Source organism: Neisseria subflava (assembly GCF_005221305.1).
GTDB classification, from domain to species: domain Bacteria; phylum Pseudomonadota; class Gammaproteobacteria; order Burkholderiales; family Neisseriaceae; genus Neisseria; species Neisseria subflava.
Genome location: NZ_CP039887.1, coordinates 99,090 through 117,854, shown reverse-complemented (window position 1 = coordinate 117,854; position 18,765 = coordinate 99,090). Strand labels below are relative to the sequence as shown.

The window sequence follows — 18,765 nt, the reverse complement described above, 5'->3', positions numbered from 1 at the left end:
GGCCTAAGATTCAGATAGCGTGCGAACAACCGGAAACCATTTTCTTCAAGGTTGTCGCATCTAAGATTTTGATGTGCTTGTGTTCAACCGAAATCAAGCCTTCATGATGGAATTTAGACAAGGTGCGGCTGACTGTTTCCAGCTTCAGTCCCAAATAGCTGCCGATTTCCTCACGCGACATCCGCAAGATAAAATCATTGGCGGCGAAGCCTCGTGAATAGAGACGCTGAGACAGGTTGAGCAAGAATGCCGCCAATCGCTCTTCAGCGCGCATATTGCCCAAAAGCAACATAACGCCCTGATCTCGGACAATTTCGCGGCTCATCAAGCGGAAAAAGTGGGAGCGGAGGCTGGGAATATCCTGACCGAGTTCCTCAATATGAGTAAACGGAAGCTCGCATACCTCGCTGTCTTCCAAAGCCACAGCATCACAGCTGTGAATATGGGAACAAATCCCATCCATACCGACCAGTTCGCCCGACATAAAAAAGCCGGTTACCTGATCGCGTCCATCTTGGCTGGCGACTGTTGTCTTAAAGAAGCCTGCACGGATGGCAAACAAAGAGGTAAACGGCTCGCCGGCACGGAACAGGTATTCACCTTTTTTCAGACGGCGGCTTTGACGAATAACCGCGTCCAGTTGTGAAAATTCGTTAGGCATCAGTCCGACAGGCAAACACAGCTCGCGTAAAGAACATGTGGAACACAAGGTTTTCATTTGATGTGTTGCATTGTGTGTGGCCATAACGCACCCTTAATCTGCATAGTTCTATAAATCCCTGATGAAGCCGAATAACTATTGACCCAAGTCAAAGTCGGCATATCATTATCAGGCATTCTATCAAACTATCGAAATTTTGACTAAAATTTTCCCTAATTTCCCTACTTTATACTACAAGCCCGACCATGAAAATCATCCCCATCTCAAATAACACCAACACAAACAACGAATTACCGGAATTCGATCGTGAATTGATTGCCAGTTTGCCATCAAGCGGTCCCCGTTATACATCCTATCCGACTGCCGACCGCTTCCATGAAGGCTTTAAAGAAGCCGAATATATCCAAGCTTTAAGCCTGCGCAATACGGGAGCGCTTAACAAACCCCTTTCGCTCTACATCCACATTCCCTTCTGCAATACCATCTGCTACTACTGCGGCTGCAACAAAATCATTACCAAAGACAAAAGCCGTGCCGATGCCTATATCCAGTATCTGGAAAAAGAAATGGAATTGCTGGCACCGCATTTGGGCGGAAGACACCAGCTCGCGCAGCTCCACTTCGGCGGCGGTACGCCCACATTCCTGAGAGACGACCAACTCGAACGCGTCTTCGACATGATTCGTAAATACTTCCAGCTGATTCCCAACGGCGAATACTCCATCGAAATCGATCCGCGCAAAGTCAGCCGCGAAACTGTCCTCAAACTGGGCAAACTTGGTTTCAACCGCATGAGTGTCGGTATTCAAGACTTTGACCCTAAAGTGCAGGAAGCCGTCAACCGTATTCAAAGCTACGAAGAAACCAAAGAAGTGATTGATGCCGCGCGTGAAGCCGGATTTAAATCAGTCAGCGTCGATTTAATTTACGGCCTGCCGCACCAAAACACCGAAAGCATCAAGACCACCATCGACACGGTCTTGTCCCTCGATCCCGACCGTCTTGCCCTCTACCACTACGCCCACCTGCCGCATATCTTCAAACCGCAACGCCGTATCGACACCAATGTCGTTCCCGGCAGCGAAGAAAAACTCGATATGCTGCAATATTGCGTTCAAACCCTGACCGAGCGCGGCTACGTCTTCATCGGTATGGACCACTTTGCCAAACCTGACGACGAACTCTCCATCGCCCTCAAGGAAGGCTTCCTGCAACGCAACTTCCAAGGCTATTCAACCTATGCCGACTGCGATTTGGTAGCGATCGGCGTGTCCTCTATCGGCAAAATCGGCAGCACCTACTCCCAAAACGAGCGCGACATCGATGCCTATTACGCCGCACTCGATGCCGGACATCTGCCGATTATGCGCGGCTACCAGCTCAATCAAGACGACATCCTGCGCCGCAACATCATTCAGGATTTAATGTGCCGCTTCTCGCTTGATTATCAAATTTATGAAAGCGTGTTCGGCATTCCGTTTAGCCGCTATTTTGCAGCCGAACTGGAAGATATGAAGCAACTGGAAACCCTCGGCTTGGTCCGTCTCAAACCACACAGTCTGACTGTTACGCCGAAGGGCCGTTTCCTAATCCGCAACATCGCCATGGTGTTCGACTACCATCTGCGCCATAAAGAAACCAAAGCCAAATACTCGCAAACTGTGTAAACAGGAATGGACAAGGTCGTCTGAAAATTCTCAGACGACCTTTGTTTTTATTTTCAATACTTTCGGGTAACATAAAACCATATTTTCCGCTTTATCAGGATTCAAAGTTAATTTGTATAGGCGCGTATCCTATGATTACCGAGCAGCAAAACGATATCCTCAGCATCAATCAAGTGCAGCTTCTCCTTGCTGAAAAACGCACGGCACTTGCTATCATGCGTACGGGCATTGCCGTTTTCGCACTCCCTTTGTCTATTTTCAGTGCGCTGATTGCGACATCGAAATGGTACGAAGCCATCGATGTTTGGCCTTTGCTCTCACTGGTCAGTCTGATGAACATCAGTTTGATTATTTTCTCGGTCTATCTGATTACCCGCTCACTCCGTAGAATGCATCAATACGACCGAATGATTGCCGATATCAAATACAACAACCAGTCTTTACGCAAACTGATTAAGTCATAAAGTGCAAATAGTTGGAGCTAGGCATAAGGTCGTCTGAAAATCAAAATATAGAGGAACTCCAGATTTGTATTAAAACATGATTCTGCCAAACATACCGTAATTGTTCTTGAAGACCTTACTGTACACTTTGCTCCCTCGTTTGGAATCGATACGATACCATTGCAGTACAAGATATAATCTGCGATATATTTATGGTTTCTCTTAGGGTTTTTATGCCTAGGGTGGCAGATATAAACTTATTGAAATGACCAACTCAATTGGATATTGGTAGGAATCCTACCGGATACACTTGCCGTGTTTAGACAAATACGAATGCAGTCTGAAATTTCGGTTTGTCCGGTCTCTTATCTCAAACGCTTTTAAAATATGGAACAACCCGATTTTTTCCCCATCCCCAGTCCCTGTATAGGTGTCTGCGAAGCCAATGCCAAAGGTTATTGCAAAGGCTGTCTGCGCAGTCGGGAAGAGCGCTTGTACTGGCTCCAGATGACCGACAGCCAAAAGCATCAAGTCATGCACCTCCTGTCCCTCAGGAAGGCCAAAATCCGCAACCGCAAAATGGAAAAACCCGAAACGGGTGAACATCCGGTTCAAAACCTGCTCGATTTCTAAATCGCCCTTGCCTACCGCACACCACAATAAGGAAAAACATGAAAAAACTGCTCGCCTGCCTGCTTGTGCCATTGACCGCCCTTGCCTTGGGTGCCTGCAAACCCGCCGCAACTTCACCCGAAAGCAAACCTGCCGAACTTAACTGGCAGCAGCCTAAACTGACCAGCAATGTTTGGAAAATCAGCAAAGAAGGCCAACCTGATTCCTACCTGCTCGGCACCATCCACATGGGACGAACCCATCAAACCCTGTCTTCCGATGCAGTCAAACTATTGCAATCCACCGACCAACTGACCACAGAAGTTGACCCATTGCCGGACAGCAGTCCGGAAACGAAAAAAATGTATCAAAAATACTTCAAAGAAGTCATGAGTACCGAACCGCTCAGCCGCAAGCTCGGCAAAACAGATTTCCGTCTTTTACAAGAAATCTATTCACAAAATGAAGAAAGCCGACCCATCGCCCAAATTGCCGACAAACTCCATCCATGGGCGGCATTCATTTTTGCCGGCAGTACATTTCCCAAAGGGTATAGCTCAGAAACCGGTGCAGATATGTTGCTGACCAACGCAGCCGCCGACATCAATAAGCCGCGTGGTTCATTAGAAAGTTTGGATGATGTTACCGCGATCTTCAAAGCCCAGCCTGAAGAAACCATGCTCAACTTTCTGAAAGCCAGTATTAAAACCAATAAAGAAGAAACCGAAGATATCAAAAAACTCCATCAAGCCTATTCAGACGGCCGCTTTGAAGAACTCATCCCACTTTTGGAAGAAACCGAACAACGCACCCTCAAACTTGTTGATACCAAATACGCCAAAGCCATGTCCGATTGGCTGAAAAACGACCTCCTGATTCGGCGTAACTTGGCATGGCTGCCTGAAATCCGCAAGCAATCCGCCAAACAAAGCACCCTCTTTGCCGTCGGCATTGCCCATTTACCCAGCGAAAAAGGCTTAATCGAACTATTGCGTCAAGAAGGCTATCAAGTAACGCCCGAACCCAAAGTCCTGATTTGGCAATAAATCCCAATCAAACAACAAGGCCGTCTGAAAGTCTTTCTTTCAGACGGCCTTTATTTAATCTCTATTAAATGAAGCAGTAAGCAATGTTGAGCGTAACAATCAATCGCCCAATGCCGCTACCATCACCGCTTTAATCGTATGCATCCGGTTTTCTGCCTGATCAAACACAATGCTGGCTTCGCTTTCAAAGACTTCTTCCGTTACTTCCACACCATTCAGGCCGAATGTCTCATAAATCCATTCGCCGACTTTGGTTTCGCGATTATGGAAAGCAGGCAGACAGTGCATAAACTTGACTTGCGGATTTTCCGCCGCCACCATCAGCTCAGGCGTAACTCGGTAACCTTTCAGCAAATCAATACGTTCCTGCCAAGCCTCTTTAGGCTCGCCCATGCTGACCCACACATCGGTATGGATAAAATCCACGCCTTTTACGGCTTCTTTCACATTCTCCGTCAACAGAATCCGTCCGCCGGTCTCTTTGGCAACAGCCTGTACCGTCTCGATAATGTTTTCAGACGGCCACAAACTTTTCGGTGCACCGATACGCACGTCCATGCCCAGTTTTGCAGCCAACACCAGCAACGAATTGGCCATGTTGTAACGCGCATCGCCGACATAGGCAAACGCAATTTGGTTCAAAGGCTTGTCGCTATGTTCGCGCATCGTCAGCGCATCGGCGAGCATTTGGGTCGGGTGGAACTCGTTGGTCAAACCATTGAACACAGGCACGCCTGCATACTTGGCCAGCTCTTCCACCACATCCTGCCCAAAACCGCGATACTCGATACCGTCAAACATCCGTCCTAAAACACGCGCGGTATCCTTAATGCTTTCCTTATGTCCGATTTGACTGGCAGAAGGCTCCAGATAAGTTACCCCTGCACCTTGGTCGCGTGCAGCCACCTCAAACGCGCAACGGGTGCGGGTCGATGTTTTCTCGAAAATCAGGGCGATGTTTTTTCCTTTCATCTGCTGCACCTCGCGCCCTGCTTTTTTAGCGGCCTTCAATTCGGCGGCAAGGTCGAGATATGAAGTAATTTCTTCCGGCGTAAAATCCAAAAGTTTTAAAAAATGGCGGTTTTTCAGGCTCATGTCTTATTTCTCTTTTTCTAGCGTGGGCGTTACCCAACATTTTTCTCCATGCAGATTTTTCCGGGCTTCCCCGACCTTCTGCTACTCAATTTTTTAACGCGCGAAGCCTGCCCGAAGCGCGGCCCCTTATCCTCTATCAAAACTCAGAACAAGGCCGTCTGAACTTCGCCTCGCTCCAAGGCAAGCAACGACTGTTTGCGGTTCAAGCCGCCTGCGTAGCCGGTCAGTTTACCGTCGCTGCCAATAACGCGGTGGCAGGGAATCAGGATAGACACCTTGTTCTGCCCGTTGGCGGCGGCAACGGCACGAATGGCTTTGGGATTACCCAACTGCTGCGCCTGCTCCTTGTAGCTGCGCGTTTCACCGTAAGGAATGGTCAGCAGCGCGTTCCACACCTGCTGCTGAAAAGCTGTACCTATCGTTTCCAAAGGCGTCGCAAAAACTTTCAGACGGCCTTGAAAGTATAAATCCAATTCTTGGCGCAAAAGTTGCGTTTGCTCATTTTCTTGGAAAATAAACTGCCCATGTAAAGCTTTTTGGACAGCCATGATTTCCTGTTCCATATGTTTCTGCCCGACAAATTCCAGCAGACACAAACCCTTGCTACCAAACACCGCCAACATCTCGCCCAAGGGCGTAGCAACCGCGGCAACAGTCAGTTCGTTTGGACTATCTGGATAACGTGTTTCCAATAGCCGGATAGCTCGGCGGATACGGACATATTCCTCAGGCGTACAACCGATACAGTCAATAAAATCCTGCTCGAACTGCTTGGCTTCGTGTTCAGTAAGACGCTCGTGCAGCAAGGCTTCGAGGTCGGCAGAAAAGTCGGTTTCCAACTGCTCGCGGATTTCATTCCACTTTGATGGAAGATTGTTTAAAGAAGGTAGGGTAGTCATGATCAAGAGAAATCAAAATTTATTTTTCTTGAGAAGTCTTGTTTTACAACTCTATTTAATGGGTGTACTGGTTCCCCTTTTTTTGTAAGAGCAGCAAATGTATAAATCTTAATATCAGCCTTCTTTAGCCTTGGTAAAAGCTTTTTCTTACTTTTAGTTAAAACAGAATAATTTAAATTACCCCAAGCCCCCCAGACCTCCTTAATTCCGTTGCCTTTTAAAAATTTCATAATTATTTTAATATTCTTTTCTTGTTGTTTGTTATTATAAGCACCCAACTTTGAAGCCCTCGTGGCTCTTTCGGGATAAAGATTCGCTATAATCCAACCATCATAACCTAATTTTTCGCTTACCTTAATAATCCGATTAATTGTTAGATCACTATATTCTATATTTGCAGCAGATGGATTCATACATATAGCTACCAGTGGCTTTTTTCCCATCCTACCAAGCAAATATCTATAAATTTCATTTTTTTCAGGTTTACATAAATTCGGTTCCATGTTCTCAGGATAAGCTGGCCTTATTTTTGTTACCTTGTCATTCATTATTTCTATCCTAAAATACTTCTACCTCGAAAATTGATCCTTCATTTCTAAAAAAATTGACAATGAAACGATCTACTCTATCTTTTCAGACGGCCTTTTTCACTTCAACAAACGTTTCAACATACCTTCATACACTGCCGATAGCTTCGGAATATCTTCCAAACGTACGTTTTCGTTGATTTGGTGGATGGTCGCGTTGGATGGGCCTAACTCGATAAGTTCTTTGGCAATGGCTTTGATGAAGCGTCCGTCCGAAGTACCGCCAGTGGTGGACAATTCGGCCTCAACGCCACAAATCTCGGCAATGGCTTCGCGTGCCACGTCGGTCAGTTTTCCGGCCTGAGTTAAAAACGGTTGGCCTGAGCAAGACCACTGCAAATCGTATTGCACGCCGTGTTTGTCCAAGATGGAGTGAACGCGTTGTTTCAGCCCTTCTTCGGTGGACTCGGTAGAGAAACGGAAATTGAATTTGACGTTCAGCTCACCCGGAATCACATTGGTCGCGCCTGTGCCGCCGTTGATATTGGAAATTTGGAAACTGGTCGGCGGAAAGTATTCGTTGCCCTCGTCCCAGACTTCTTGTGTCAGCTCTAACAAGGCCGGGGCAAAAGTATGCATGGGATTGATTGCCAAATGCGGATAGGCAATATGGCCTTGCTTGCCTTTGACGTTCAGGTTGCCCGACAGTGAGCCGCGGCGGCCGTTTTTCAACATATCGCCCAATTTATCCACGGCAGTCGGTTCACCGACGATACAGTAATCAATCAACTCGCCGTGCGCTTTCAACACATCGACGACTTTGGTCGTACCGTCCAGCGCATCACCCTCTTCGTCCGAAGTAATCAGGAGCGCGATGCTGCCTTGATGATTGGGATTTTCGGCAACGAATCGCTCGCAGGCGGTAACAAAACAGGCAATGCTGGTTTTCATATCCGCCGCGCCGCGGCCATACAGACGGCCTTCACGCTCGGTCGGTTCAAACGGTGGCGAATCCCATTTTTCAACAGGGCCTGTCGGCACGACGTCGGTATGTCCGGCAAAGCAGAACACCGGAGCCTGAGTACCGCGTCGCAACCAAACATTTTTGGTGTCGCCAAAATGAAGCTCTTCTACGGCAAAACCGATTTTTTGCAGGCGTTCGGCCAGTAGTTGTTGGCAGTTTTGGTCATCCGGCGTAACGGACGGGCGGGAAATCAGCTCTTTGGCAAGCTCTAAGGATTGCGTTTCGGTCATATTTGTTCACTTTGAGAAACAGGCCGTCTGAAACGTTCTGAAGATAATTTTCAGACGGCCTTGATTTATTTGAAGATACTGAATAGGCAGTCTACCTTTCAGTATTCTGAGTTATTTTCCATGGCAAGCTTCATACAGCGGCAGTAATTCTTCCACTGTTTCCACTATCCATTTCGCGACATCCTGCTTGCCCAAATCATCGCGTTCGATGTGTTTCCCGATACAGAAGAAATCTTTGTCGTCTCGAAGCTTTCTATCGCCGTCGCTTTGTTGGGCGACGATACGATAATCGTCATATTCGCTTTCCGCACCATGCCACATATCGAAGGAAGCGTATTTTTCAGTATCAAAATTATCCAGCCAGCGGTTGTAATCAGGCAGCGCAATGGGGGAAACATCGGCTTTATAGCAATGCCAGTCCAAGCTGACACTCAAACGGCGGCGATTCAGCAAAATCGATAAAATCGCTGCGGAATTTTTATATTGTTCGTATTTGAAATAGGCAAAGAAATGAGCGCGCACCTGCCAGCCGTTACACCAGCGTTCAATATGCGGCGGCGCAAACGGCGCACCCAATTCGGTGGCAACCTGCTGGATCAGCTGCTGCCATACCTGCCAGTTTTCTTTATAGTCTGCCTTGATTTGCGGAATGCTTTCAGGCTGGTATTTTTTAAGCTGGGAAAACTGGAAAAAAGGGATATTGAACAAATCGCAACTTTTTGGGGTCAGCATAGTGTATTCCTTGAGACAATTGTTTCAGACGGCCTTATTTGCGGCGGCGTGCGGCCATAATTTCGCCGATTTCGGTCAATTTTTCTTTGGGGATAAAGGTTTTGCCCATATCAAACAGTGGCTCTTCAATTGCTAGATGAACATCATATCCTGCGACAAAACGTTTGAATGCTTCGGCATCAGGGATATAGGCATTGTCCGCTTCAAGCTTGGCAAATTCAGCCGCTACGCCGTCCCAGTTGCTATGCAGACTGACATGTTGGCGCAACAGCTCGTCAACGCTTTCTTGAGCTTGCGGCGCATATTGCAACAAAAGCGGAAAGAAGTTTTCTTCTTCATCTTCATGGTGCAACGGCGCGGCAACGTTGAAATACTGGGCAATTTGGCGGATGGTTTGCAAAACAACCTGATTGCAGCCGTTTTCGGCAATATAGTCCGACAACATGGCAACCTGGCTGCAGAAACGGCGCACTTTGCCATGACAGGCGTACAGCATTTCAATGGGTTCGGCAAAAGTAACGCTTTTGGTTTCAAACGGATTCATAGGATTTATTCTTAAATTAATGTTTCCAGATTATAACAAAACAGCCTGCGCAAGGCAGGCTGTCTGTTTTCGAGCTTTAGGCGGATTAGTCAACCAAAGTAACTTTACCGTTCATCAAAGCGCCGTGACCTGGGAAGGTGCAAGCGAATTTGTATTCGCCGTCAGCCAGTTTGGCTGGATCCAGAGTCAAAGAAGATTCTTCGCCGCCACCGATCAGTTTGGTGTGGGCAACAACGCGTGCATCATCAGGTTTAACGTAGTCAGTGTCAGCTGCGCCAACGCCATCTTTGAAAATACCGTCCATGTCTTCAGCTTTACCGATGACAATGTTGTGACCCATGCTGGTTTTAGGTTGGGTACCGGTGTGTTTCAGGGTGATGGTGAATTCTTTACAAGCTTTGCTTACTTGGATTTCTTTAGTGTTGAACTGCATAGCGTCGTTGGCTTCAACAGTAGTCGCGCAGTTGCCGGCTGCAGGAGCAGCGGCAGCGTCGGCCGGAGCGGCTTCAGAAGCAGGAGCCGCATCAGCAGGTGCAGTAGTTTCTGCAGGGACAGCTTCGGAAGCGGCAGAAGCAGCAGGGGCTTCAGCAGGTTTTGCAGCTTCTTGAGAGCATGCAGCCAAGCCGATAACGGCAGCGGAAATCAGAGCCAGATAAGCTTTCATTGATGTATCTCCTAATGATGAGAGTTTTGTTAAGTTCTATTAATAGCACCACACGAATATATTAATAAAAGGCAAACGCCAAACTAAAATTTATCCGCATAGCGTGATGTGAAATTCAGGCGTTATTTTGCTACAAACTTCACACGAAATCAAAGTTTAAAGCCAAGTTTACATCAGTTTACCTAAAAGAAAACAGATACTTTCTAGGTCGTATTTCTTTAGTATTAGATGCTATCAGCCGAACGATATAAGTTTTAACATTTATTAACTGTAATCTCATCTAACATAATTTTAACGGCTATGCTTGCATACCAATTCTGCCAATGCCGCCGCCAATTCGGGATGCTTGCCTTCCAATTTAGCTGCCGCCTCATCGAAGCTGTCTAAAGCTGCCTCGCTCAATCTCAAACTATTGGTTTTCGGTTGAGTCGGAGGCTTGGGAACTACCCTGACCACCACTTCCCTGACGCCTGCATGCAATGTTTGCAATTTGGGCAACATGGCAGGCAGGATCATTTTCAAACGCGAAGCAGCTATATTATTGGCGGCAAGCAAGACCAATCTTCCGTCTTCTACGCAGGCTGTCTGAAAATGCGGATGCAGGTTGGCCGGCAAAACCGTTTTGATTTTTGCATCCAATTTCCGCCATTGTTGCGATTGTTGCAACAAGCCTGCCAATAAATGATCGCGCTTGCCTAATTGTGCTAAATCCATATGTTTCAGACGGCCTCTCAGTAAATTAACCAAACAATTACAATTGAAATACAGCAAAACCGCCTTTATTTCAAACAGCATTACCGCGTTATACAAGCGCTTGTGTTAAAATCCCAATTTCGCCCACTATTATATCAAGGCGCAGGAATTATTCATGCTGACAAACATTGCTAAGAAAATCTTCGGCAGCCGCAACGACCGCCTGCTGAAACAATATCGTAAATCCGTTGCCAAAATCAACGCGCTTGAGAAACAAATGCAGGCCTTGAGCGATACAGAACTGCAAGCTAAAACAGCCGAATTCAAACAACGTCTCGCCGACGGACAAAGCTTGGACGACATTTTGGTCGAAGCCTTTGCTGTCTGCCGCGAAGCATCGAGCCGTGTATTGGGCATGCGCCACTTTGATGTACAGCTGATCGGCGGTATGGTCCTGCACAACGGCAAAATCGCCGAAATGCGTACCGGTGAAGGTAAAACTCTGGTGGCCACCCTTGCCGTTTACCTGAATGCATTGTCAGGAAAAGGCGTACACGTCGTTACCGTCAACGACTACCTCGCCTCCCGTGACGCAAGCATTATGGAGCCGTTGTACAATTTCTTAGGCTTGAGCGTCGGCGTGATCGTCGCCGATTTGCAACCTTTCGAACGCCAAACTGCTTACGGTGCCGACATTACTTACGGTACAAACAACGAATTCGGTTTCGACTACCTGCGCGACAATATGGTTACCGACCAATACGACAAAGTTCAGCGCGAATTGAACTTTGCCGTAGTCGACGAAGTGGACTCCATTTTGATTGACGAAGCGCGTACACCGCTGATTATTTCCGGCCAAGCGGATGACAACATCCAGCTCTACCGCGTGATGAACGCCGTTCCTGCCCACCTTATCCGCCAAGAAACCGAAGAAGGCGAAGGCGATTACTGGGTAGATGAAAAAGCACACCAAGTTATCCTGAGCGAAGCCGGTCACGAACACGCCGAGCAAATCCTGACCCAAATGGGCTTATTGCAGGAAAACGATTCGCTCTACTCTGCCGCCAATATTTCCCTGATGCACCACCTCATGGCTGCATTGCGCGCGCACACCCTGTTCCACAAAGACCAACACTACGTTATCCAAGACGGCGAAATCGTGATTGTGGACGAATTTACAGGCCGTCTGATGGCCGGCCGCCGCTGGTCCGAAGGCTTGCACCAAGCCGTTGAAGCCAAAGAAGGCGTAGAAATCAAACGCGAAAACCAAACGCTCGCGTCTATTACCTTCCAAAACTACTTCCGCCTGTACAACAAACTGTCCGGCATGACCGGTACGGCCGACACCGAAGCCTTCGAGTTCCAAAGCATTTACAACCTCGAAACCGTCATCATCCCGACCAACCGTCCTGTACAACGTAAAGACTTCAACGACCAAATCTTCCGCTCAGCCGAAGAAAAATTCGAAGCCGTCGTCAAAGACATCGCCGAATGCCACAAAAACGGCCAACCGGTTTTGGTCGGTACAACCAGCATCGAAAACTCCGAACTGGTTTCCCGCTTGTTACACGAAGCAGGTCTGCCGCATAACGTTCTGAACGCCAAAGAACACGAGCGCGAGGCATTAATTGTCGCTCAAGCCGGTAAAGTCGGCGCAATTACCGTTGCCACCAACATGGCAGGCCGCGGTACCGATATTGTCTTGGGCGGCAACCTCAAACATCAAATCGAAGCCATCCATGCCGATGAAACCTTGAGCGAACAGCAAAAACAAGCGCAAATTTCCGCCCTTGAAAGCGGTTGGCAAGCCGAACATGACCAAGTTGTGGCCGCAGGCGGTTTGCACATTATCGGTACAGAACGCCACGAAAGCCGCCGTATCGACAACCAGTTGCGCGGTCGCGCGGGCCGTCAGGGCGACCCCGGCTCCAGCCGTTTCTATCTGTCGTTTGAAGACCCATTATTGCGTCTCTTTGCACTCGACCGTGCCGCCGCCATCCTCAACCGCCTGGCACCTGAGCGCGGCGTTGCCATCGAACACGGTCTGCTGACCCGTCAAATCGAAGGCGCACAACGTAAAGTCGAAGGCCGCAACTTCGATATGCGTAAACAAGTTTTGGAATACGATGACGTTGCCAATGACCAACGTAAAGTGATTTACCATCAACGTAACGAAATCCTGACCAGCAAAGACGTCAGCGATTTGACCCGCGAAATCCGCGCCGACGTTATCAGCGACTTGGTTGATTACCATATCCCACCTGACAGCATGGAAGAACAATGGGACATTCCGGCACTGGAGCACCAACTTGCCGCCGATTTCCGCCTGCATGTCGATATTAAAGGCTGGCTGAAAGAAGACAGCACTTTGGACAACCAAGACATTAAAGAACGCCTCATCAAGCGCATCGAAGACGAATATGCCGAAAAAGTCGAATTGGTCGGCAAACAGGCTATGTCAGACTTCGAACGCAATGTTATGCTGCAAGTTATCGACAACCAATGGCGCGAACACCTCGCCGCTATGGACTACTTGCGCCAAGGTATCCATCTGCGCAGCTATGCTCAGAAAAATCCAAAACAGGAATACAAACGCGAAGCTTTCGCCATGTTTGAAAACCTGTGGCGCGGTATCAAACAAAACATTGCCGCTTTGTTAACCGCCGTTCAAATCGAGCGCAACAGCGAATACGACCACACTGCCGCACAAAGCGTCAGCGATGTTCAAACCGTCCACTCCGATGCGCCTGATATGGAAGAATTGCTCGGCCAATCGCAAACCGATTTGGTTACAGAAGCGTTCGATCCTGACGGCACAGACTTCAGCCCTGAAGCGCTTGCACAAAACGGCCTGATTGTTCACCGCAACGATCCTTGCCCTTGTGGCAGCGGCCTGAAATACAAACAGTGCCACGGTAAATTGAACTAAACAGTCATCTCAAAAGGCCGTCTGAACGGTGAAACGAGAATCTTTGATTTCGTTCTCGCATCTGTTCAGACGGCCTGAGAATTATCCAAACAAGTAAAAAATTTCCAAACCCAACTTCAAAAGAGTATCCCTATGGCAGGCAATACCTTCGGACAAATCTTTACCGTTACCACTTTCGGCGAAAGCCACGGCGCAGGCTTGGGCTGCATCATTGACGGCTGCCCGCCCGGACTAGAATTGAGCGAAGCGGATATCCAATTTGACCTTGACCGCCGCAAACCCGGCACCAGCCGCCACGTTACCCAACGCCGCGAAGCCGACCAAGTCGAAATCCTCTCCGGCGTATTCGAAGGCAAAACCACCGGCACACCCATCGCCCTCCTAATCCGCAATACCGACCAACGCAGCAAAGACTATGGCAATATCGCCACCAGTTTCCGCCCCGGACATGCCGATTACACCTACTGGCACAAATACGGTACACGCGACTATCGCGGCGGCGGTAGAAGTTCCGCTCGCGAAACCGCTGCCCGCGTTGCAGCCGGAGCAGTTGCAAAAAAATGGCTGAAAGAAAAATTCGGTACTGAAATTACCGCCTACGTTACCCAAGTCGGTGAAAAAGAAATCCAGTTTGAAGGCTACGAATATATTTCCCAAAATCCTTTTTTTGCCGCCAACCAAAGCCAAATTGAGGACTTGGAAAACTATATGGACAGCGTGCGCAAATCATTGGATTCTGTCGGCGCAAAACTTCATATCGAAGCAGCCAACGTCCCTGTTGGCTTGGGCGAACCGGTTTTTGACCGCCTCGATGCAGAAATTGCCTATGCCATGATGGGCATTAATGCCGTCAAAGGCGTGGAAATCGGTGCAGGTTTTGATAGCGTAATGCAACGCGGCAGCGAGCATGGCGACGAGCTCACGCCTCAAGGTTTTCTATCCAACCACTCAGGTGGCATCTTGGGCGGCATCAGCACCGGACAAGACATTCATGTGAATATTGCCATCAAGCCGACCAGTTCCATCGCCACACCGCGCCGCAGCATTGATATAGAGGGCAACCCTGTCGAACTTGCCACACACGGCCGCCACGATCCCTGCGTCGGATTACGCGCCGCTCCGATTGCAGAAGCCATGCTGGCCTTGGTATTGATTGACCACGTCTTACGCCATCGTGCGCAAAATGCCAACGTTCAGGTAAATACACCGGACATTGCCAAATTGGAAAAATAACCATTTATTTCTGAATATTCTCAGAAAAATTTAGCCAAATCACAGTCTTTATACTACAATAGCACCTTATTGCCGTATGACAAAAATACGGATTTATATTAGAGGAATACAACCGCAATGGCACAAGAAACCGCTTTGGGCGCTGCGCTGAAATCTGCCGTCCAAACCATGAGCAAGAAAAAACAGACAGACATGATTGCCGACCACATTTACGGCAAATATGATGTATTCAAACGATTCAAACCGTTGGCCGTTGGTATCGACCAAGACTTGGTTGCCGCCCTGCCCCAATACGACCCTGCACTGATTGCACGCGTACTGGCCAACCACTGCCGCCGTCCACGCTATCTGAAAGCCCTGGCTCGCGGCGGCAAACGTTTTGACTTGAACAACCGCTTCAAAGGCGAAGTCAGCGCAGAAGAACAAACCATCGCCCAACAGCACCCAGCCGTTCAACAGGCATTGGCTGCACAAGCCGAACGCCAAGCCGCTAAGGCTACCACTGAAGCAGAAGCGGCTCCTGCACAAGCTGAGATCAACAAAGCTGCTGAATAATGTTCAGATGGCCTGATAAGGCTCATACTAAATAGAAAAAACCCCAGTTCAATACGACACTTAAACGTCGATGGATTGGGGCTTTTTATTGCCTTAACCTTATAGTAGGCTGATTAAAAATAGCTTTGTTTATATCCTCACCAAGCCAAGTTTTGAAACCAAAATCTTTTCTAAGCTATTCCCAATAAGGTATTTCTCTATTACCTTGGTTATTCTTGTATCAGTTCAAACATTGAACAGCGTGATTTATGCATCGTTAAAATAAACTAAAATCTACCCCTTACAAAAATAAGCAAAGGCCGTCTGAAATCGATCTTTCAGACGGCCCTTTTAAATCAAATAATCAATTAAAACACTGCTTGCAAAATCAAATAGCTGACAACAGACAAAATGGCAGCAGCAGGCAAGGTAATAACCCAAGCAAGGCCGATCGGTTTCATCAATTTCCAGTTGGCATTGCGGTTAACCAAGCCGATACCCAAAACTGCACCCACCAAGATATGGGTACTGGAAACAGGCAAGCCCATAAATGATGCGGCCATCACGACGGCAGCAGCAGAAAGCTCAGCAGAAAAACCTGATGCGGGGTGCATTTCTGCCAAGCTGGTGCCTACGGTTTTAATCACTTCTTTGCCGACAAACCACAAGCCGACAATCAAAGCGATACCGAAAGTCAACATGGCAATCGGCGGCACGGCGTTTTGAGCAGTAATGCTGTTGGTACGCAACACATCCATAATTGCGGCAAACGGACCAATCGCATTGGCAATATCGTTCGCACCATGGCTGAATGCAAAACCGCAAGCGGTAAATACCTGCATCCATGAGAACATTTGAAAAGTCGATTTATCCAAATCTTTGCGTTTTAAACTTTTGGCAAATACAAACGTACCCATCCAAATAGCCGCGCCAATCATGAAAATGGTCAGGAAGCTGTTGACGTTGCTCATACCCAAATGCAGATTTTTCAGACCTTTGAAAATCAACATTGCCGCAATCATCATGCCACCGACAGAAGCAATAAACGGCACCCAGGAATGCAGCGCTTTGTAAGAATCTACTTCACCCTTACGGCTGTCAAAGCGGTGCAGACCGCGATAATACTCAGACTGCAATTCTTCAGGATCAAAGTCCGGCTCATCATAGATTTGGGCATCATGCGCCATTTTGGTGGCGTATTCGACTTTTTCAGATTCACTCAAGGCTTCAAAAAACAGGCGGTGCTCTTCTTTATAGGTTTTCTTCTCCAGCTTGATGCCTTTGAGCGTATTATCGGCCCAAGAGTTGTAGTCCAAAACGTTTTTCTTAATTCGTGAAAACAACAGATAGGAAACAATGCCGCCCAAAACCGGAGACAATATCCAAGACAAGGCAATTTCGCCCAACTTGTCCCATTGAATCAACGCAACAGAATCCACACCGTTCAATGCCGCCATACACAGAGCACTACCGACGATACCGCCGATAATGGCATGTGTAGTGGAAACCGGCAGACCTTTGTGCGATGCGAAAAGCAGCCACAATGCCGCAGCCAAAAGCGCAGACATCATAATGAAGACAAACTGCATCGGATCCAGATGCATGCCATTCAAATCGACAATACCCTTACGGATAGTATCTGTTACCTCGCCGCCAGCAATCACTGCGCCGCTGACTTCAAATACTGCCGCGATCAGCAAGGCTTGCGGAATGGTCAAAGTGCCGGAGCCGACACTTGTACCGAAAGAGTTGGCAATATCGTTGCCACCCACATTAAACGCCATGAAGACGCCGAAAAAGGTAGCAAGGATAAACAGGCCGGAGTGGTTGTAGTGGGTATAACCCAGGCCCCAATAAATAAAATAGCCGACCATGCTCACAAGCATAGCGGCAAAAACCGTATTAATCAGCTTCAAGTTCGCACTCGACTGAGTTTGAGCCATGGAAAGTTTCCTTTTGGAAAACATGTTGAGTCGCGTTATTTTAACCTTTTTGTAATCTTTCTTGCACCAACTATTTACATTAAATGCCGAAATTCCCGTAAAAACGTCAAAAGGCGTTAAAATGTCGTTTTACCTTCTCTTTCTGTAACTGAAATGCAACCCCAATACTATATCGGCATCATGTCCGGAACCAGCATGGACGGTGCCGATGCCGTACTGATTCAAATGCAGGACAAGCAATGGCAACGCGCTATTGCCCACAGCTTTCTACCCTATTCAGACGGCCTGCGCCAAGAATTGTTGGCACTACAAGACATAGGCGAAAATGAATTGCATAGAAGCAATATCCTGGCGCAAACACTCAGCCGCCTATACGCCCAAACCGTCCAGCAACTGTTGACAGAGCAAAACCTGTCGGCCAAAGACATTGCCGCAATCGGCTGCCACGGACAAACTATCCGCCATGCGCCTGAACACGGTTACAGCATTCAATTGGTCAACCTCTCGCTTTTAGCCGAACTGACCGGCATTTTCACGGTCGGCGACTTCCGCAGTCGCGACCTTGCCTGCAACGGTCAAGGTGCGCCCCTCGTTCCAGCTTTTCACGAAGCGCTGTTTCAAGATGCGAATGAAACCCGTGCCGTACTCAACATTGGCGGCATTTCCAATATCAGCATCCTCCCGCCCGACAACCCTTCTTTCGGCTTCGATACCGGCCCCGGCAATATGCTGATGGATGCATGGATGCAACATATTTGGCAGCAGCCTTACGACAAAAACGGGTATAAAGCCGCACAAGGCAAAATCCTCCCTGACCTGCTCGCTTCCCTGCTCGACCATCCTTACTTCAGCCGCCCTTATCCGAAAAGTACAGGCCGAGAGTTGTTTTCTCTAAGCTGGCTTCAAGGCCGTCTGAAAGGTAATGAAAAACCGGAAGATGTGATACGCACATTGGTCTTTTATACTGCACAAACCATTTTTGATGCGACCAAACAAGCTGCTCCGGCAATTCATAATCTTTATATCTGCGGCGGCGGCATCCGCAATCCGATTTTGATGCAAGACTTGGAAACCCTGTTTTCTCCCGACACCAAATTGCACAGCACAGCCAAGCTCCATCTTGACCCACAATGGGTCGAAGCAGCCGCTTTTGCCTGGCTTGCAGCCTGTTGGTGCAATCAGGTCCCAAGTAATCCCCACCATGCAACCGGCGCACATTCACACCGAATCTTAGGCTCAGGACATTACGGCAACTAAAGTTGAACAAATAAAAAGGCCGTCTGAACATT

At 48.1% G+C, this 18,765-nt stretch carries 18 protein-coding genes; 8 read left to right on the top strand and 10 right to left on the bottom strand.

Annotated elements, in window-relative coordinates:
* Nucleotides 1–10: 10 nt before the first annotated feature.
* On the bottom strand, nt 11–745 hold the full coding sequence (gene fnr / locus FAH66_RS00590) for a fumarate/nitrate reduction transcriptional regulator Fnr (protein WP_003684408.1): 735 nt from the start codon (nt 743–745) through the stop codon (nt 11–13).
* A gap of 161 nt (nt 746–906) precedes the next feature.
* On the opposite strand from fnr, the gene hemN reads away from it, so the two are divergent.
* The 4 genes from hemN (at nt 907) to FAH66_RS00570 (ending at nt 4,429) form a co-directional block, all read left to right on the top strand.
* A complete protein-coding gene (gene hemN / locus FAH66_RS00585; RefSeq protein WP_137040178.1) occupies nt 907–2,328 on the top strand; it encodes an oxygen-independent coproporphyrinogen III oxidase in 1,422 nt (473 codons plus the stop codon).
* A 131-nt stretch (nt 2,329–2,459) separates the two neighbouring features.
* Nucleotides 2,460–2,792, top strand: coding sequence for a hypothetical protein (locus FAH66_RS00580; RefSeq protein ID WP_137040176.1), 333 nt, complete (start codon nt 2,460–2,462; stop codon nt 2,790–2,792).
* A 366-nt stretch (nt 2,793–3,158) separates the two neighbouring features.
* On the top strand, nt 3,159–3,404 hold the full coding sequence (locus FAH66_RS00575; protein WP_049329517.1) for a DUF1289 domain-containing protein: 246 nt from the start codon (nt 3,159–3,161) through the stop codon (nt 3,402–3,404).
* 38 nt (nt 3,405–3,442) lie between these two features.
* On the top strand, nt 3,443–4,429 hold the full coding sequence (locus tag FAH66_RS00570) for a TraB/GumN family protein (protein WP_070749358.1): 987 nt from the start codon (nt 3,443–3,445) through the stop codon (nt 4,427–4,429).
* Nucleotides 4,430–4,528: 99 nt separating this feature from the next.
* Here FAH66_RS00570 and argF read toward each other — a convergent pair whose 3' ends face one another.
* From argF to FAH66_RS00530, 8 genes are all read right to left on the bottom strand, one after another.
* Nucleotides 4,529–5,524 (bottom strand): ornithine carbamoyltransferase, encoded by a 996-nt coding sequence (gene argF, locus FAH66_RS00565; RefSeq protein WP_137040174.1) that lies wholly within the window; start codon nt 5,522–5,524, stop codon nt 4,529–4,531.
* Between the two features lie 143 nt (nt 5,525–5,667).
* On the bottom strand, nt 5,668–6,423 hold the full coding sequence (locus FAH66_RS00560; RefSeq protein WP_137040172.1) for a methylated-DNA--[protein]-cysteine S-methyltransferase: 756 nt from the start codon (nt 6,421–6,423) through the stop codon (nt 5,668–5,670).
* A 2-nt stretch (nt 6,424–6,425) separates the two neighbouring features.
* Nucleotides 6,426–6,971, bottom strand: coding sequence for a DUF1643 domain-containing protein (locus FAH66_RS00555; RefSeq protein ID WP_137040170.1), 546 nt, complete (start codon nt 6,969–6,971; stop codon nt 6,426–6,428).
* Nucleotides 6,972–7,070: 99 nt separating this feature from the next.
* The gene (gene dapE, locus FAH66_RS00550) at nt 7,071–8,204 is read right to left on the bottom strand and encodes a succinyl-diaminopimelate desuccinylase (protein ID WP_137040168.1); all 1,134 of its coding nucleotides are present in this window, start codon (nt 8,202–8,204) and stop codon (nt 7,071–7,073) included.
* 111 nt (nt 8,205–8,315) lie between these two features.
* On the bottom strand, nt 8,316–8,936 hold the full coding sequence (locus FAH66_RS00545; protein ID WP_137040166.1) for a glucose-6-phosphate 1-dehydrogenase family protein: 621 nt from the start codon (nt 8,934–8,936) through the stop codon (nt 8,316–8,318).
* 34 nt (nt 8,937–8,970) lie between these two features.
* Complete coding sequence (locus tag FAH66_RS00540) at nt 8,971–9,480, bottom strand: hemerythrin domain-containing protein (RefSeq protein ID WP_137040164.1); 510 nt, start codon at nt 9,478–9,480, stop codon at nt 8,971–8,973.
* Nucleotides 9,481–9,565: 85 nt separating this feature from the next.
* Nucleotides 9,566–10,144, bottom strand: a complete 579-nt coding sequence (azu, locus tag FAH66_RS00535; RefSeq protein ID WP_137040162.1) for an azurin — start codon at nt 10,142–10,144, stop codon at nt 9,566–9,568.
* Nucleotides 10,145–10,435: 291 nt separating this feature from the next.
* Nucleotides 10,436–10,858, bottom strand: a complete 423-nt coding sequence (locus FAH66_RS00530; protein ID WP_167480297.1) for a DciA family protein — start codon at nt 10,856–10,858, stop codon at nt 10,436–10,438.
* Between the two features lie 154 nt (nt 10,859–11,012).
* Here FAH66_RS00530 and secA point away from each other — a divergent pair, with 154 nt between their 5' ends.
* The 3 genes from secA to FAH66_RS00515 all read left to right on the top strand — a co-directional run bounded on the left by secA (nt 11,013) and on the right by FAH66_RS00515 (nt 15,554).
* Complete coding sequence (secA, locus tag FAH66_RS00525; protein ID WP_137040158.1) at nt 11,013–13,766, top strand: preprotein translocase subunit SecA; 2,754 nt, start codon at nt 11,013–11,015, stop codon at nt 13,764–13,766.
* Between the two features lie 132 nt (nt 13,767–13,898).
* On the top strand, nt 13,899–14,999 hold the full coding sequence (gene aroC, locus FAH66_RS00520) for a chorismate synthase (RefSeq protein ID WP_137040156.1): 1,101 nt from the start codon (nt 13,899–13,901) through the stop codon (nt 14,997–14,999).
* Nucleotides 15,000–15,116: 117 nt separating this feature from the next.
* On the top strand, nt 15,117–15,554 hold the full coding sequence (locus FAH66_RS00515) for a ProQ/FINO family protein (protein WP_049329508.1): 438 nt from the start codon (nt 15,117–15,119) through the stop codon (nt 15,552–15,554).
* Between the two features lie 347 nt (nt 15,555–15,901).
* On the opposite strand, the gene FAH66_RS00510 is transcribed toward FAH66_RS00515, so the two are convergent.
* The gene (locus FAH66_RS00510; protein WP_003684438.1) at nt 15,902–17,476 is read right to left on the bottom strand and encodes an inorganic phosphate transporter; all 1,575 of its coding nucleotides are present in this window, start codon (nt 17,474–17,476) and stop codon (nt 15,902–15,904) included.
* Nucleotides 17,477–17,629: 153 nt separating this feature from the next.
* Here FAH66_RS00510 and FAH66_RS00505 point away from each other — a divergent pair, with 153 nt between their 5' ends.
* The gene (locus tag FAH66_RS00505) at nt 17,630–18,733 is read left to right on the top strand and encodes an anhydro-N-acetylmuramic acid kinase (RefSeq protein ID WP_137040154.1); all 1,104 of its coding nucleotides are present in this window, start codon (nt 17,630–17,632) and stop codon (nt 18,731–18,733) included.
* Nucleotides 18,734–18,765: the final 32 nt, after the last annotated feature.